The organism is Pseudomonas sp. OV226 (assembly GCF_003148705.1).
Taxonomy (GTDB): Bacteria; Pseudomonadota; Gammaproteobacteria; order Pseudomonadales; family Pseudomonadaceae; genus Aquipseudomonas.
In genome coordinates this window covers 546,216-561,351 of the sequence record NZ_QGGS01000002.1, presented here as the reverse complement: position 1 = coordinate 561,351, position 15,136 = coordinate 546,216, and the positions used below count along the sequence as shown (strand labels likewise).

The 15,136-nt window shown below is 58.6% G+C and carries 17 protein-coding genes; 4 read left to right on the top strand and 13 right to left on the bottom strand.

Features of this window, described 5'->3' with window-relative positions; all coding sequences use genetic code 11:
- Positions 1 to 3: 3 nt before the first annotated feature.
- From ngg to C7534_RS05755, 3 genes are all read left to right on the top strand, one after another.
- Complete coding sequence (gene ngg / locus C7534_RS05765) at positions 4 to 1,749, top strand: N-acetylglutaminylglutamine synthetase (protein WP_109785231.1); 1,746 nt, start codon at positions 4 to 6, stop codon at positions 1,747 to 1,749.
- Between the two features lie 34 nt (positions 1,750 to 1,783).
- Positions 1,784 to 2,974: an osmoprotectant NAGGN system M42 family peptidase gene (locus C7534_RS05760; RefSeq protein ID WP_109785230.1), complete on the top strand. Its 1,191-nt coding sequence runs from the start codon at positions 1,784 to 1,786 to the stop codon at positions 2,972 to 2,974.
- Between the two features lie 166 nt (positions 2,975 to 3,140).
- Complete coding sequence (locus C7534_RS05755; RefSeq protein WP_003199186.1) at positions 3,141 to 3,368, top strand: YheU family protein; 228 nt, start codon at positions 3,141 to 3,143, stop codon at positions 3,366 to 3,368.
- Positions 3,369 to 3,373: 5 nt separating this feature from the next.
- On the opposite strand, the gene csrA is transcribed toward C7534_RS05755, so the two are convergent.
- From csrA to C7534_RS05740, 3 genes are all read right to left on the bottom strand, one after another.
- A complete protein-coding gene (gene csrA / locus C7534_RS05750) occupies positions 3,374 to 3,559 on the bottom strand; it encodes a carbon storage regulator CsrA (RefSeq protein WP_077431567.1) in 186 nt (61 codons plus the stop codon).
- 153 nt (positions 3,560 to 3,712) lie between these two features.
- Positions 3,713 to 4,045, bottom strand: a complete 333-nt coding sequence (locus C7534_RS05745; RefSeq protein ID WP_077431565.1) for a YnfA family protein — start codon at positions 4,043 to 4,045, stop codon at positions 3,713 to 3,715.
- A 64-nt stretch (positions 4,046 to 4,109) separates the two neighbouring features.
- Complete coding sequence (locus C7534_RS05740; RefSeq protein ID WP_046031725.1) at positions 4,110 to 4,925, bottom strand: SDR family oxidoreductase; 816 nt, start codon at positions 4,923 to 4,925, stop codon at positions 4,110 to 4,112.
- A gap of 279 nt (positions 4,926 to 5,204) precedes the next feature.
- On the opposite strand from C7534_RS05740, the gene C7534_RS05735 reads away from it, so the two are divergent.
- The gene (locus C7534_RS05735) at positions 5,205 to 5,363 is read left to right on the top strand and encodes a DUF3309 family protein (RefSeq protein WP_172825980.1); all 159 of its coding nucleotides are present in this window, start codon (positions 5,205 to 5,207) and stop codon (positions 5,361 to 5,363) included.
- 60 nt (positions 5,364 to 5,423) lie between these two features.
- Here C7534_RS05735 and C7534_RS05730 read toward each other — a convergent pair whose 3' ends face one another.
- From C7534_RS05730 to C7534_RS05685, 10 genes are all read right to left on the bottom strand, one after another.
- Positions 5,424 to 7,517, bottom strand: coding sequence for an LTA synthase family protein (locus C7534_RS05730; protein ID WP_109785229.1), 2,094 nt, complete (start codon positions 7,515 to 7,517; stop codon positions 5,424 to 5,426).
- Positions 7,518 to 7,802: 285 nt separating this feature from the next.
- Positions 7,803 to 8,408 (bottom strand): START domain-containing protein, encoded by a 606-nt coding sequence (locus tag C7534_RS05725; RefSeq protein ID WP_109785228.1) that lies wholly within the window; start codon positions 8,406 to 8,408, stop codon positions 7,803 to 7,805.
- A 41-nt stretch (positions 8,409 to 8,449) separates the two neighbouring features.
- On the bottom strand, positions 8,450 to 8,704 hold the full coding sequence (locus tag C7534_RS05720) for a YkgJ family cysteine cluster protein (RefSeq protein ID WP_046031722.1): 255 nt from the start codon (positions 8,702 to 8,704) through the stop codon (positions 8,450 to 8,452).
- Between the two features lie 165 nt (positions 8,705 to 8,869).
- Positions 8,870 to 9,346: a hypothetical protein gene (locus C7534_RS05715; RefSeq protein ID WP_046031721.1), complete on the bottom strand. Its 477-nt coding sequence runs from the start codon at positions 9,344 to 9,346 to the stop codon at positions 8,870 to 8,872.
- An 88-nt stretch (positions 9,347 to 9,434) separates the two neighbouring features.
- Positions 9,435 to 10,874, bottom strand: coding sequence for an aminotransferase-like domain-containing protein (locus tag C7534_RS05710; RefSeq protein WP_046031720.1), 1,440 nt, complete (start codon positions 10,872 to 10,874; stop codon positions 9,435 to 9,437).
- A gap of 211 nt (positions 10,875 to 11,085) precedes the next feature.
- Positions 11,086 to 11,898: an OmpA family protein gene (locus C7534_RS05705; protein ID WP_109785227.1), complete on the bottom strand. Its 813-nt coding sequence runs from the start codon at positions 11,896 to 11,898 to the stop codon at positions 11,086 to 11,088.
- The gene (locus tag C7534_RS05700) at positions 11,895 to 12,251 is read right to left on the bottom strand and encodes a DUF4398 domain-containing protein (RefSeq protein ID WP_046031718.1); all 357 of its coding nucleotides are present in this window, start codon (positions 12,249 to 12,251) and stop codon (positions 11,895 to 11,897) included. Before C7534_RS05700 ends, C7534_RS05705 begins: the two co-directional genes overlap by 4 nt.
- 9 nt (positions 12,252 to 12,260) lie before the next feature.
- Positions 12,261 to 13,088 carry a substrate-binding periplasmic protein gene (locus C7534_RS05695; RefSeq protein WP_109785226.1) on the bottom strand — a complete coding sequence of 276 codons (828 nt, stop codon included), beginning with the start codon at positions 13,086 to 13,088 and terminating at the stop codon, positions 12,261 to 12,263.
- 196 nt (positions 13,089 to 13,284) lie between these two features.
- Positions 13,285 to 14,214 carry an electron transfer flavoprotein subunit alpha/FixB family protein gene (locus tag C7534_RS05690; protein ID WP_109785225.1) on the bottom strand — a complete coding sequence of 310 codons (930 nt, stop codon included), beginning with the start codon at positions 14,212 to 14,214 and terminating at the stop codon, positions 13,285 to 13,287.
- Positions 14,215 to 14,964 (bottom strand): electron transfer flavoprotein subunit beta/FixA family protein, encoded by a 750-nt coding sequence (locus C7534_RS05685; RefSeq protein WP_007945693.1) that lies wholly within the window; start codon positions 14,962 to 14,964, stop codon positions 14,215 to 14,217.
- Positions 14,965 to 15,136 lie beyond the last annotated feature (172 nt).

Below are 15,136 nucleotides of genomic sequence, written 5' to 3'. Positions count from 1 at the left end.
TCGATGAAACCCCACGCCACGGCTTATAGCCAACGCTTGCTGCGCGGCCAGCCACCTTCTTATGAACGCTTGCAGGCGCGTCTGGCCGAAGATGGCAGCGCCTTGAGCGCCGCGCCGATTGCCGTGCATTGCGGCTGGGGCCGGTTGCTGATCGGGCACACCTTCCCCGATCCGGCCAGCCTCGCCCAAGCGTTGCTCAACGAGCAGCCGGGCGAGCGCGACATTGCCCTGTACGTCGCCGCGCCCCAGCAAATCCTGGGGCTGGAGCCGGCTCAGCTATTTCTCGACCCCTCGGACACCTTGCGCTTGTGGTTCAGCGATTACCGTCAGGCCACTCGCGTGTTTCGTGGTTTCCGCATTCGTCGGGCACAAAGCGAGGCGGACTGGCAGGCCATCAACCAGCTGTATCAGGCGCGCGGCATGTTACCGATCGATGCAAGTCTGTTGACCCCACGGCATCTGGGCGGCCCGGTGTATTGGCTGGCCGAAGACGAAGACAGCGGCGCAATCATTGGCAGTGTCATGGGCCTCAACCACCACAAGGCGTTCAACGACCCGGAAAACGGCAGCAGCCTGTGGTGCCTGGCGGTCGACCCGCAGTGTTCACGACCGGGTGTGGGCGAAGTGTTGGTGCGTCACTTGATCGAGCACTTCATGAGCCGTGGGCTCAGTTGCCTGGACTTGTCCGTTTTGCACGACAACCGACAGGCGAAAAGCCTCTACGCCAAACTCGGGTTTCGCAACCTCTCGACCTTCGCCATCAAGCGCAAGAACGGCATCAATCAGCCGCTGTTTCTCGGACCGGGGCCGCAGGCCAATTTCAATCCATATGCGCGAATCATCGTCGAAGAAGCCCATCGGCGCGGCATTGACGTACAGGTGGATGATGCCGATGCGGGCCTGTTCACCCTCAGCCATGGCGGACGCCGGGTGCGTTGTCGCGAATCGTTGAGCGACCTGACCAGCGCCATCAGCATGAGCTTGTGTCAGGACAAAAGCCTGACGCACAAAGTGCTCAAGGCCGCAGGGCTGAACCTGCCTGCGCAACAATTGGCCGGTAACGCCGATGACAATCTGGCGTTTCTCGATGAGCACGAGCGCGTGGTGGTCAAACCACTGGATGGCGAACAAGGCCAGGGCGTTGCCGTGGATTTGCGCACGATTGAAGAGGTGCAGCACGCCATCGAAGCCGCCCGCCAATTCGACAGTCGCGTGCTGCTGGAAAGCTTCCACGAAGGGCTGGACCTGCGGATTGTGGTGATCGGGTTTGAGGTGGTGGCGGCGGCGATTCGGCGCCCGGCGCAAGTGATCGGCGATGGTCAGCATGCCATCGGCGCATTGATCGAAGCCCAGAGCCGGCGTCGGCAGGCCGCCACCCGTGGTGAAAGCAAAATCCCGCTGGATCATGAAACCCAGCGCACGTTGCATGCGGCGGGTTACGACTACAACAGCGTCCTGCCAGCGGGCGAGCAGCTGTTCGTACGCAAGACAGCGAATCTTCATACAGGCGGGATTCTGGAGGACGTCACGGCGATCCTGCACCCGACCCTGGCGGACGCCGCGGTGCGGGCGGCACGGGCGCTGGATATCCCGATGGTCGGGCTCGACCTGATGGTGCTGTCCGCCGACCAGCCTGAGTATGTGTTTATCGAGGCCAATGAACGCGCCGGGCTGGCCAACCATGAACCGCAGCCGACGGCTGAGCGGTTTGTGGACTTGTTATTTCCGCACAGTCAGCCGGCGGGCTAGCGCCCGTCATGATCGTTACTCATCAGGAGTTTCCATGATCAGCAAAATCCCTGAACCGGATCTCGATTACCTGCAAAAAGTCCTGCTGGAAATGCTCGCCATTCCCAGCCCGACCGGGTTCACCGACACCATCGTGCGTTACGTCGCCGAACGCCTGGAAGAGTTGGGCATTCCATTCGAAATGACCCGGCGCGGAACCATCCGTGCAACCCTCAAAGGCAAAAAAAGCAGCCCCGACCGTGCGGTTTGCGCTCACCTGGATACCATCGGTGCGGCGGTTCGTGCCGTGAAGGATAACGGTCGCCTGGCCTTGGCGCCGGTCGGTTGCTGGTCCAGCCGTTTTGCCGAGGGCAGCCGGGTCAGCCTGTTCACCGATAACGGCGTGATTCGCGGCAGCGTGTTGCCGCTGATGGCATCCGGGCATGCTTTCAACACGGCCGTGGACGAAATGCCGATCAGCTGGGATCACGTCGAACTGCGCCTGGATGCCTACTGCGCCACCCGCGCCGATTGCGATTCGCTGGGGATCAGCGTGGGCGATTTCGTGGCCTTCGACCCGCTGCCGGAATTCACTGAAAGCGGCCACATCAGTGCCCGCCACCTCGACGACAAGGCCGGGGTCGCCGCACTGCTCGCGGCGCTCAAGGCCATCGTCGACAGTGGTGAAGCGTTGATGATCGATTGCCATCCGCTGTTCACCATTACCGAGGAAACCGGCAGTGGCGCGGCGGCAGCGTTGCCGTGGGACGTCAGCGAATTCGTCGGAATCGACATTGCGCCCGTCGCACCCGGCCAGCACTCCAGCGAACACGCCGTCAGTGTGGCAATGCAGGATTCCGGCGGACCTTACGACTATCACTTGTCGCGCCATTTGCTGCGACTGGCCAGTGACAATGAACTGCCCGTGCGCCGCGACCTGTTCCGTTACTACTTCAGCGATGCGCACTCGGCGGTGACCGCCGGGCATGACATTCGCACCGCCCTGCTCGCCTTTGGTTGTGATGCGACCCATGGCTACGAACGCACCCACATCGACAGTCTGGCGGCGCTCAGTCGATTGCTCGGTGCCTACCTACTGAGCCCGCCGGTGTTTGCCAGCGATGCGCAACCGGCGACGGGATCGCTGGACCGGTTCAGTCATCAGATCGAACATGACACACAGATGGAAAGTGATACGCGGGTGCCGTCGGTGGACAGTCTGGTCGGGCAGCGGTCTGAAGGCTGATCCGGGTACTTCGTTGTCAGGTAGATCCCTTCGCGAGCAGGCTCGCTCCTACAACTGATCGCATTCCCCTGCTCGCGAAGGCGGTAGGTCAGAACGCATGAGGCCGAGACTAGTCGCAAGCGGTCATTCGCCGTAGCATCCCGACATTGTTTTAGCCGAGGTGCCCATGCTGATTCCCCACGACCAACTTGAAGTCGACACCCTGACCCGCCTGATCGAGGACTTCGTGACCCGTGACGGCACCGACAACGGTGACGATACACCGCTGGAAACCCGCGTTTTGCGGGTTCGCCAGGCATTGACCAAGGGCCAGGCGCTGATTGTCTTCGATCCGGAAAGCGAGCAGTGCCAATTGATGCTCAAGCACGATGTGCCCAAGCATCTGTTTGACTGAACGGTTCAGCGGCCCTTGGCCTTTGCCCGCTTGGCCTGGATGCGCTCATAGACTTCGGCGCGATGCACATTGACGTTTTGCGGCGCTTCGACGCCAAAGCGCACATTGGCGCCGTTGACGTTGAGGATACGCACTGAAATGTTGTCACCGATGGAAATCATCTCGCCCACAACACGACTGAGTACAAGCATGGCATTGGTCCTTCAGGATTACCGGTCCTTGAAGATGCCCGGCGCATCGAAGGGCTTCAATGCGATGACGACAAATCAGTCCGGCCCTACAGCACCGGACGACCACCACTGACGGAAACATCCGACAAATTGTTCGGACGCAGGAACAATCCTTCAGGAAACCGAGAAGCGCGGGCCGAACAAAATGACGCTCGCGCCGATCACGCACAACGCCACGCCGATCCAGTCCGAACTCAATGGACGAATCCGCTCGACGACCGCCAGCCAGCCAATTGAAGCGATGATGTAAATGCCACCGTAGGCCGCGTAGGCGCGACCGGCGTAGGCGGCTTCGACGCGGGTCAGCAGCAGCGCGAACAAGGTCAGGCTGAGCAGTGCCGGCACGACCCACCACACACTTTTGCCTTGGCGCAACCACATCCAGAACGCGAAACAGCCAGCGATTTCGAACAGCGCCGCGAGGAAAAACCACAGGTAATTGAGCATGCAGATGCCTCGTGAGGATGGCCGATGGCGGCCACCCTAACGACGCTGACACCCATGGGCAAGTTCAGTCAGCGTTTTGTTTGGCCTTGGCGCGCATTTTGTCGGCCATGACGGTCATTTCGTTGTAGAGCAGTTGCGGGTTCTTCTGTTTGATCGCCCACGCCATGCGGCCTTGTTCGTGAGGCAGGATCATGAATTCGCCGGCGGCCACCTGTTTGTAGATGTAGTCGGCAATGTCGGTGGCGGTGATTGGCGAACTTTCCAGCAATTTGCCGACCTGGGCTTTCATCGCCGGGGTCGGGCCGCGGAAAGAGTCGAGCAAGTTGGTCTGGAAGAACGACGGGCATACGACATGCACGCCTACTTCCTGTTGTGCCAGTTCGATCAACAGGCTTTCCGACAACGCCACAACGCCGGCCTTGGCCACGTTGTAGTTGCTCATGGCCGGGCCTTGCATCAGGGCGGCCATCGACGCGATGTTGATGATCTTGCCTTTGCTTTTCTCCAGCAGCGGCAAGAACGCCTTGCAGCCCTTGACCACACCCATCAGGTTGATCGCGATCTGCCAGTCCCAATCCTCCAGGGACAGTTCGCTGAAGAAGCCGCCCGACGCCACGCCCGCATTGTTGACGATGACATCGATGCCGCCGAGCTTCTCTTCGCACGCCTGGGCGAAGGCCGTCAGTTGGCTGTAGTCGCGTACATCGCAACGCTGGATAAAACCATCACCGCCGGCGTCGCGAACGAGTTTGAGGGTTTCTTGCAGGCCAGGCTCGCTGACATCCGACAAGGCCAGTTGCCAGCCTTCACGCGCCCAGCGCAGCGCGATTTCGCGACCCAGGCCCGAGCCCGCGCCAGTGATCATCATGCGATTTTGCATAGCAAACAGCCTTGTGGTTCCGGGGAAGATGCGCTGAGTGTAGCGAAGGACATAACCCGACCCACGCTGTATCAGATTGCTGAATGGCCCGAGCAAACCGCGGGCGCGTGTGCTCCAACTAATCCTGTGAAAAAGAAATAGCCGGGTCTTCAAAAAACATTAAAAAAACATGGAATTTTCCGACTCGCGCATCAGTCGGACTTTGTAAGCAGCTTGAAATTTTAACCTTCCAGCAGACAGTTAAAAGTCAGGTCATTCCATAACACTTCCAACAAGGTAATAGACATGGGCACAATTTTGATCGTTATTCTCATTCTCTTGCTGATCGGTGGTCTGCCGGTCTTCCCGCACTCCAGAAGTTGGGGCTATGGCCCGTCGGGTATCATCGGCGTGGTATTGGTGGTGCTGTTGATTTTGCTCTTGCTTGGCCGGATATAACGGTTTAACAGGCAAAAAAAGAGGCCCTTGAAAAGGGCCTCTTTTTAATGCGCTGGAAACTTAGTCCGGTTTGCCGTCAACCACACCGGCGGTGTTGTCGAGCAGGCTTTTGGTCGCCGTTTGCAGGAACGACTCGAGCTTGAGTTTCAACTCGGCAGTGCGCGGATCGTTAGGAACGATCTCGGCGTGCGGGTTGGCGCCCAGTTCGTAGCGGTACACCTTCGGCTCCATTTCCTTTTCTTTTGGCAGCACCAGGATCTGGTCAGCCGTAAGGATGGCGGTAGTCTGCTCGCTCCCCGACGGTTTGATCACACCAAAACCGGCATCGCCTTCAGGCAGGTTGAGCAGGTCACGTCCCCAGCACTGATGGCGCACTTCGCCACCGATACGGCCCATGATGGTCGGCACGATGTCGATCTGAGTGCCGACGGTGTGGTCACGCTGGCCGAACTTTTCCTGGATACCCGGCGCGATCATCAGCATCGGAACGTTGAAGCGGCCCAGGTCCATTTCGGTGATTTGCTGTTCGTTGCCGAAACCATGGTCACCCACGATCACGAACAGGGTTTCCTTGAAGTACGGCTCTTTACGCGCCTTCTCGAAGAATTGCCCGAGCGCCCAGTCGGAGTAGCGCATGGCGGTCAGGTGTTCGTTCAGGTTGCCGCGATCAGTCACGCGTTCAACCGGCAATGGCGTCGGCAAGGCATACGGCGTGTGGTTCGACAGCGTCTGCAGCAAGGCATAGAACGGCTTGCCATTTCCACGAGCCTTGAGCTCTACCAGGCCACGGTCGAACATATCCTGGTCAGACACGCCCCAAGTAGGGTCGGAGAACACCGGGTTCACGTAGTCGTTACGCCCGATGAAGTTGGTCATGCCCTGGTTGCTGAAGAAACCCGACTGGTTATCCCAGGCGAAATCGCCGTTGTAGACGTATACGTCGTCGAAGTCGCGGGCACTGAGCAACTGCGGCAGGCCGGACAATTTGTGGCTGCCTTCCGGGGTTTGCATCAGGTATTCGAAACCCGGCAGGTTCGGGAAGCAGGCCATGGTGGCAAACATGCCCTGGTGGGTGTGGGTGCCATTGGAGAAGAAGCGGTCGAACAACAGGCCTTCCTTCGACAGTTTGTCGAGGTAGGGGGTGATGTTACCCGGGCCGCCCAACGCGCCGACCGAGTGACCGGCCATGCTTTCCATCAGGATCACCACCACGTTCTTGATCGGCAGGGTCTTGTCGGCCGGTGGCATGTAATCGCGACGCACGGCGGCGATGTCGGCATCCACCAGTTTTTCGTCTTTCATCACCAGCATGTCACGCACGGTCTGCTGAGCCTGAGGCTGCGGCAGCGTAGCTTTCCAGATGTTGTCGCGATCTTCGGACATCCGGCTCTTGGCCGCCGCGATCAACGACAGTGTGCCGTTGAGGCCCAACTGGTTGGCGAAATTCGAGTCGGTGGTGTAAACGTCACCCCAGCGCAGCGGCGGGCCCTGACGCAAAGTGCCACGAGCGGCCACTACGCAGATCAGCAGGCAAACGACGAACACGCCGATGCGCGCATACCACGGGGCGATCTGGCGAGTGCCGATGCTGCCGCCGCTGAACGGGCCGCGAGGACGGGTCGCACGATCAGCGCCCTTGAACGCCAGGGTCAGAATCAATGTGCCAAAGGCCCAGGCCAGCAGATAGCGAACCACCGGGAAACCGTACCAGAGCATGCTCATCACGGTTTTCGGGTCTTCCTTCACGTACTGGAAGACCAGACCGTTGAGGCGCTGGTGGAACTCGCGGTAGAAGTCCATCTCCATCAGGCCGAGGAACAGCGCGATGCTCGACGCGATGGTCAGCCAGAAACGGAAGAAGCCGCGCGCAGCCATGGCCCGCGCGCTGAACAGTGCCAGCAACAGCGGAACGCAAAGGTAGACCACCAGTCGCAGGTCGAAACGCAGACCGTTGGCGAATGCTTCAAGGAAAGTGGAAGCCGGTGTGTCGAGGATCATCGAGCGGTTGTAGACCAGCAGCGCAACACGCAGCAGGCTGAACATGACCATCATGATCAAGGCGCACAGCAGCGTGTAGGCCAGGTGCGATTTGACGGTCGGTTGCAGCAGGCGACTAGAAGCTCGCTGCTGATTCAGGGCGTCCGGGTTTGCCATGTCGTTTTAGGACCCATTGGAAGTTGAAGTTTCAAAAAATACTGCGGCGCCCTGCCCTCTGTTAGCCAATACCTGGCCCCGGGGCTTGCGCGGTGCGCAAATGTTGCACGATCACCCGCCTCATTGCCATTGATTACTGTTTGACTGGCGGGTGCGGGCGGATTGTCTTGGAGCCATTGTGAAAATTTTGTGCAACGCATATCCGGAAACACAATAAAACCGGGGCCTGCGTTAAAACGCAAACGCCCCGAACCAGTCGGGGCGTTTTGTAGAACAACGCTGTGATTACTTCTCGGCGCGTTGTTTCAGGGCTTTCAAAGTATCGAACGGCGCATCGACCACAAACTTGTTGGCAACCATCGACGGCACGCTGCCGCCTGGCTCGGTGTGAACCTGATAGGTCACTTCAACCTGGTCACCCTTGGGTACGAACTTCCAGAAGCCGTCGACCTTGGTGACGCGCACGAAACCTTTTTCTTCCGGGACGTATTTCGGTACGCCTTCGAGCTTGCGGGTCAGGCTGCCATCGGCACCTTCGACGGTGGTGACGTGCAGCACCGAGTCACGCGGGGTAACCGGCCATGGGGTATTGAATTGGGTGTAGGTCCAGCTCTGGTCACCTTCATGCTTGAGCAGCTTTTGGGTTTTGCATTCGTGAATCCAGGCACAGGCACCGGACACGTCTTCCTGCAGTGCGCGCAGTTTGGCAACAGTGGTCTTCATCAATACGACGCCCTGGTAGGCCTTGTAGTCCGAGCCAGGCACTTCACTCAGGGAGACCTTGATGCCGTCCTCGTTCTTGGCGACTTTCCAGTCTTCAGCCTGAACGGCCGTGGTGGCCAACGCGGCGGTCAGTCCACACAAAACAGCAATACGATGCAGCGAACCCATAGTCTTATTCCTTATTGTTGAAGTTCCGTTGTTTGAACACATCACGCCGCGGTCATTTGCTCCCACCATCCCAGCAATTTGATCGCCTCGTCACTGCTGCTTCCGCACACTTCGACGTCGGCTTCAAATGCCGAACACACCGCGGGGCGCTCCGGGTTGCCGAAGATGCTGCACAGGTTATCGACCGAAAGTTGTACGCAACGTTCGCCCGCGGCTTTGCCATTGGGCATACCGGGAATCGGTGAACTGATGGAAGGGGCAATGCAACAGGCGCCACAGCCTTCACGGCATTTCATGACGACGAGCTCCTCACGAGGTGTGATATGTAAAAGGACGGGGCACAGAGTAACCGCTAAAACAGTTGTTTAAAATTACCTGAACCGGGGTTTTTTCGTTCAAATCAACGTGACTGACCAGTCTCCGACAAAGCGTCTGGCCTGCGGGTCACGGATGGGAATGATTTACTGCTTGAACTCGAAATCCAGCGCCGCCCCTTCGACTTCCCGGCGCTCTTCATTGCGCAGTTGCAACTGCATTTCGTTGCTGAGCAAACGGCCGTTCAATTGAAAAGGGCTGCTGTCCGGCTTTTTTTCGCCAAACATGGGCGGCAACAACGGATCGTGCCTGGGCAAAGGCACAGTGCCGAGCGGTTTGAATTCTTCTGCCATTTGCGGGGGCAGTCTCAAATCAAGATTGGCGGAAGGAAGCTGGGTTTTCACCACTTCACTGGCCGGTTTCGACTTGGAGGCAATGGGTGGTCGCTTTTTCACCACAGCCGCATTCTTTTTGGCTGGCGCGGCTTTCTTGGCGGGTGCCGGCTTTTTCGACGTTGCGCTGACTGCCGGTTTTTCCTGACCAGCCGCCGCCATGACGCCTTCGGCTTGAACGGTCATCAACAGGCAAAAAGACAGGCAGACGGCAGGAAAAATCGGCTTCATGAACCCAACAGCGCTAACGGCAGAGGGCCATATGCTCGCCTGTTGCACGTCACATGACAAGCACCGCGCAAAACGACCGCACGACGGCTTAGAAGCCGCCGGCCATCTCCTGGCAAAGTTGCGTCGCCAACATCCCCAAGGTCATCAAGGCACGTTCGGCTTCTCGATTCCAGGGGATGCCACAGTTCAGCCGAATGCAGTGATTGAACTGCTCGGTGTTACTGAAGATCAGCCCCGGCGCGATGCTGATGCCCTGCTGCAACGCCCGTACGTGCAGTTCCTGTGTGTTTACCCGTCCCGGCAAACTGACCCACAGAATGAAGCCGCCAGTAGGCCGGGTCATCTGCGTGCCTTCCGGGAAGTATTGCTGGACTGCGAGCTGAAAGGCGCTGAGGTTCTTGCGGTATTCCTGACGGATGTAGCGCAAGTGCCGGTCGTAACCGCCGTTTTCCAGATAAGCCGCAATGCCCATTTGCGTGACGCTGCAGGCCGAATGGGTACTGAACGTCTGCAAGCGCTGGATTTCCTGCTGGTACTTGCCAGCGATCATCCAGCCGATCCGCACGCCCGGCGACAAGGTCTTGGAGAAGCTGGAACAATAGATGACCCGATCCAGCCGATCGTAGGCCTTGAGCGATTTGGTGCGCCCCTGCTCGAACATCAGCTCGCCGTAAATATCATCTTCGACAATCTGGATGTCGAAATCCGACGCCAGGCGCAGCAATTGTTTCTGGCGCTCCTCGGGCATGGTTCCGCCCAATGGATTGCTCAGACGCGTGGTCAACACCAGCGCCTTGATCGACCATTGATTGGCCGCCAGTTGCAGGGCTTCCAGGCTCATGCCGGTAGCGGGGTCGCTGGGGATTTCGATCACTTTGAGACCGAGCAAGTCGGCCAGTTGCAGCAGACCATAATAAGTCGGTGATTCGGCGGCGATCAGGTCGCCGGGCCGAGTCAGTACCCGCAATGACATCTGCAATGCGTCGACGCAGCCGTGGGTGATGACCACTTCGGAGGGATCAACCACCACACCGGCATCGCGCATGCGGATCGCCACCTGCCGGCGCAACGGTTCAAAACCTGGGCTGAACATGTAGCTGAAGGCACGCGGGCTATGGAATCGGGTGACTTTGGCCAATTGCTGATGCAGCGCCCGCACCGGCAGGTAATCGACGCTGGGCACTGCGGCGCCCAGCGGAAAAACGCCTTCGCGGCGGGATTCGACCAACACTTGTTGAATGATGCTGCTGCGCGTGACCAGGCCTGGGCGCTCGACCCGGGCAATGTCGGGAGTCGGCGCGGTCAGGGCCGGTGTCTGGTGAACGTAATAACCCGACTGCGGCCGGGCACGGATCAGGCCCTGATCTTCAAGATTGGCATACGCCTGCAACACCGTCGCATGGCTGACGTTGAGCTGCGAACTCATCTTGCGCACCGAAGGCACGCGCTCTCCCGGTTGATAGACACCACGGCGGATGTCTTCGGCCAGTTGTTGAGCAATACGTTGGTAGAGCAAAAGATTGGTCATGACGCAGCACTCGATTTCACGGGCATTTTATTCTTGTGGGGAACAATACCGGAACAGTTTAGAAGTGTACTGGGACAGTTGCCACAATAGTCGACCATACAGTGCAGTGTCAGCAAAATCTGTACTGCTTTTTGGGAGAACGTGAAGCCGTTTGCAGGCGTAAAAAAACCCGGCGCTGACTGGCAGGCCGGGCTTTCCAATGACGCAGCCCTTAGCGAGCAGCGCCCAATTGGCCTTTTTCGTCGGAGAAAACAATTTCCACGCGGCGGTTTTGCGCACGACCGCGCTCGGAGGCGTTCACGTCCACCGGGTATTCATCCCCGTACCCTTCGACATGAATGCGCTTTTCATCGATCCCCAGATCCATCAGCACATCGGCTACCGACTGTGCACGGTCACGGGACAGCTTGATATTGTCCTGCTTGCCACCGGTGCTGTCGGTATACCCCTCGATCCGCACCACGCGGTTGGGGTTGAGCTGCAGGAACTGCACGATCTTCAATACCACGCGGTTGGCCGAGTTCTTCAGCTCCGCCTCGCCCGTATCGAACAGCATATCGCCCAATGTCATCACCAGACCGCGGTCGGTCTGAGTAGTGGTCAATGCGAGGATCTGTTCTTCGAGCCATTTGCCTTGCTGTTGCACGCTAACCAGTTTGGATTCACGCAGAGCCAATTGCAGACGCTGGCGCTCCAGTTCGAGCTTCACCGCGCGCTCTTCGTTGAGCACTTGATTGGTGTGCTCACGCGCAATTTCGCTGTAGCGCTGGCTCAAGTAGGCGTAATGCACGACGTCCCAACCACTGCCCCAATAGCTGGACAGACGATCGGCGCGGGCCAGGGATTCACCGGCGCGGATCACGTCTTTGGGCGCGATACGCAGCACATTGGAGTCTTCCTTGACCTTCTGGAAGTCTGCGCCAGCCTCTTGCAAGGCGGCTTCACTGTGTTGACCGGCGCACCCATACAGGCTTGCACAACCGGCGAGGATCAAGCCGCCGAGAACTGTTGACTTGAGGCTCATTGGGCATCTCCCAGTTGCTTGCGCAAACGAGTGATGCGGGTGTTGAGCACATTCAATTGCTCCTCGCTCTTGAGGGTCAGCACTTTGGCTTCAGCCAGACGCGCGTCCAGCTCGGCCTGCTCGGCCCGCATGCGCGCATGTTTGTAGGACTGGTCAGCCATGTTGCCTTGGGCACGGGCGAATTTTTCTTCGGCCAGCTTCATTTCCGGCACGTCTTCGGCGGTGGCACCCACGGCTTTGGCTTGTACGAGTGCCTGTTCGGTCAGGCGAATCTGTTCATTCGGCGCAGGGTCAGCTGCACAACCCGCCAGAGCCAGAACGGCCAGGGCAGCGAAAAGAGGTCGAATACTCACTAAAAATCCCTACTGTTTTGGGGCGCTGACAGGTTGTTGCTGTTGCTGCGCTTTCCAACGCTCGATATTGCGCTGCAATGCGGTGTCCGCCAGTCCTGAGGCGGGCAATTCTGTCATCTTTTTGGCCAGCTGTCCGCGCAACCAAGGATCGTTGCAGGCGGAGTTATGAGACACCGCGAGGAACAGGCCGGGTTTGTCGACGGGTTCGGCATGGGCGATCAGGTCGTTGGCCATGCTCAATGCCTGCGCGGCCGCCATGCCTGAATAGCGGCCCGCGAGAACAAACTCCACTTCACCCAAGAGCAGTTTCTGAAACGCCTGGGTCAGGTTGGGCGTGCGGCTGAGCGTCAGTTGCTGCTCGGCAAAAGTGCTGAATGCCGGGGTCATTCGAGACTTTTCCGACAATGCGCCGTGATGGCCGTGAAGGTCTTGCACGTTGTTGTAGACCAGTTTCGAGTCTTTACGTGTCCAGACCAGGTAGTCGTTTTCCAGTAGGGGCGGATGAATGTAATCGAGGGTTTCCAGCTCAGTGACCGTCAATGGCGTGTCCGCCAGCAGGTCCATGCGCCCGCTGCGCACTTCGTCCAGCGCCTGGGAGCGTTTGCCGGCGTAGAGCAACTCGACTTTGATGCCCAATTCCCCCGCCACGTGCTGCAACAGATCAGCACTGGCACCGATCAGGTGCTTTGGATCTTGCGGGTCTTGCCACAGGTACGGCGGCGCATCCGGACTTCCGGTTACCACCAGCCGCTCGCACTTGCCCGCTGCACTGGACAATGCCGGCAACACCGTCAAGCCCAGCAGTAATGACCAGCCACATACGCAGCGCAGATCCATGGCAACACTCTCCACTAAAACCCTGTTATCGCCTGTAGGAGCTGTCGAGTGAAACGAGGCTGCGAATTTTCAGGTCCACTCGAATCCCAAGCGGAAGATCAAAAGATCGCAGCCTCGTTTCACTCGACATCTCCTACAGAAGAACAAAAAAAAGCCCGACCAAAAGGTCGGGCTCTTTATAAGTCAGGCCGCTGGATTAGACCAGCTTCTCGAACTCGGGGATGGCTTCGAACAGGTCCGCCACCAGGCCGTAATCGGCCACCTGGAAGATCGGCGCTTCTTCGTCCTTGTTGATCGCAACGATCACTTTGGAGTCTTTCATGCCGGCCAGGTGCTGGATCGCGCCGGAGATACCGACGGCGATGTACAGCTGTGGAGCAACGATCTTGCCGGTCTGACCGACCTGCATGTCGTTGGGTACAAAACCTGCGTCGACCGCGGCGCGCGATGCTCCGACAGCAGCGCCCAGCTTGTCGGCCAGGGCGTACAGGTGTTTGAAGTTGTCGCCGTTCTGCATGCCGCGACCGCCGGAAACGACGATTTTGGCAGCGGTCAGTTCCGGACGATCGGACTTGGCCAGTTCTTCGCCAACGAAGCTCGAAGTGCCAGCGTCGTGAGCAGCCGCAACGGCTTCAACAGCAGCCGAACCACCTTCAGCAGCCACCGGGTCGAAACCGGTAGCACGCACGGTGATGACTTTCACCGAAGCGGTCGACTGAACGGTAGCGATAGCGTTACCGGCGTAGATCGGGCGCTTGAAGGTGTCAGCGCTTTCAACCGAGATGATCTCGGAGATCTGGTCAACGTCCAGCGCGGCAGCAACGCGCGGCAGGATGTTTTTGCCGTTGGAAGTCGCGGCAGCCAGGATGTGGCTGTAGCCCTTGCCCAATTCAGCGACCAGCGGAGCAACGTTTTCCGGCAACTGGTGAGCGTAAGCGGCGTTGTCGGCCAGCAGCACTTTAGCCACGCCAGCGACTTTCGCAGCGGCTTCAGCCACGGCGCCAGCGCCCTGACCTGCAACCAGAACGTGGATGTCGCCACCGATTTTGGCAGCAGCAGCAACGGTGTTCAGCGTGGCCGGGGCCAGCACTTTGTTGTCGTGTTCAGCAATAACCAAGATAGTCATTTAGATTACCTTCGCTTCGTTTTTCAGTTTCTCGACCAGTTCAGCCACCGACTTGACCTTGATACCCGCGCTGCGTGCAGCAGGGGCTTCGACTTTCACGGTCTTGTTGGTGGAGGCGGTGGAAACGCCCAAAGCATCCGGAGTCAGCACTTCGAGAGGCTTCTTCTTGGCTTTCATGATGTTTGGCAGGGACGCATAACGCGGCTCGTTCAAACGCAGGTCGGTGGTGACGATCGCCGGCAGTTTCAGGGAAACTGTCTGCGCGCCGCCGTCGACTTCGCGAGTCACGGCAACGCTGTCGCCGCTGATTTCGACTTTCGAAGCGAACGTGCCCTGACCGTAGCCGCTCAATGCAGCGAGCATCTGGCCAGTCTGGTTGTTGTCGCTGTCGATGGCTTGTTTGCCAAGGATCACCAGCTGAGGCTGTTCCTTGTCGACAACCGCTTTCAACAGTTTGGCAACGGCCAGGGAAGTCAGGTCTTCGGCGGACTCGACGAGGATGGCGCGGTCGGCACCCAGAGCCAGCGCGGTGCGCAGTTGCTCTTGAGCGGTGGACGGGCCGACGGAGACGACGACGATTTCAGTCGCAACACCTTTCTCTTTCAGGCGTACGGCTTCTTCCACTGCGATTTCGCAGAACGGGTTCATCGACATCTTCACGTTAGCGAGGTCGACGCCGGAATTGTCCGCCTTGACGCGAACCTTGACGTTGTAATCCACAACGCGTTTGACAGCTACAAGAACCTTCATGGATTCCTCGTTACTCTCCGGTGAAAAGAAAGTCGCCTAGGCGAACCTGGCGGTTGATGCTCATCGGGCGCAAGGGCACCTCTAAAAACGCCGGCAATCGTGTCAAGTGACCTTCGCTCACGATGATGATGACCGTTCGTCAGTAGTGACTGAGGAGTCATTCATTATCGCG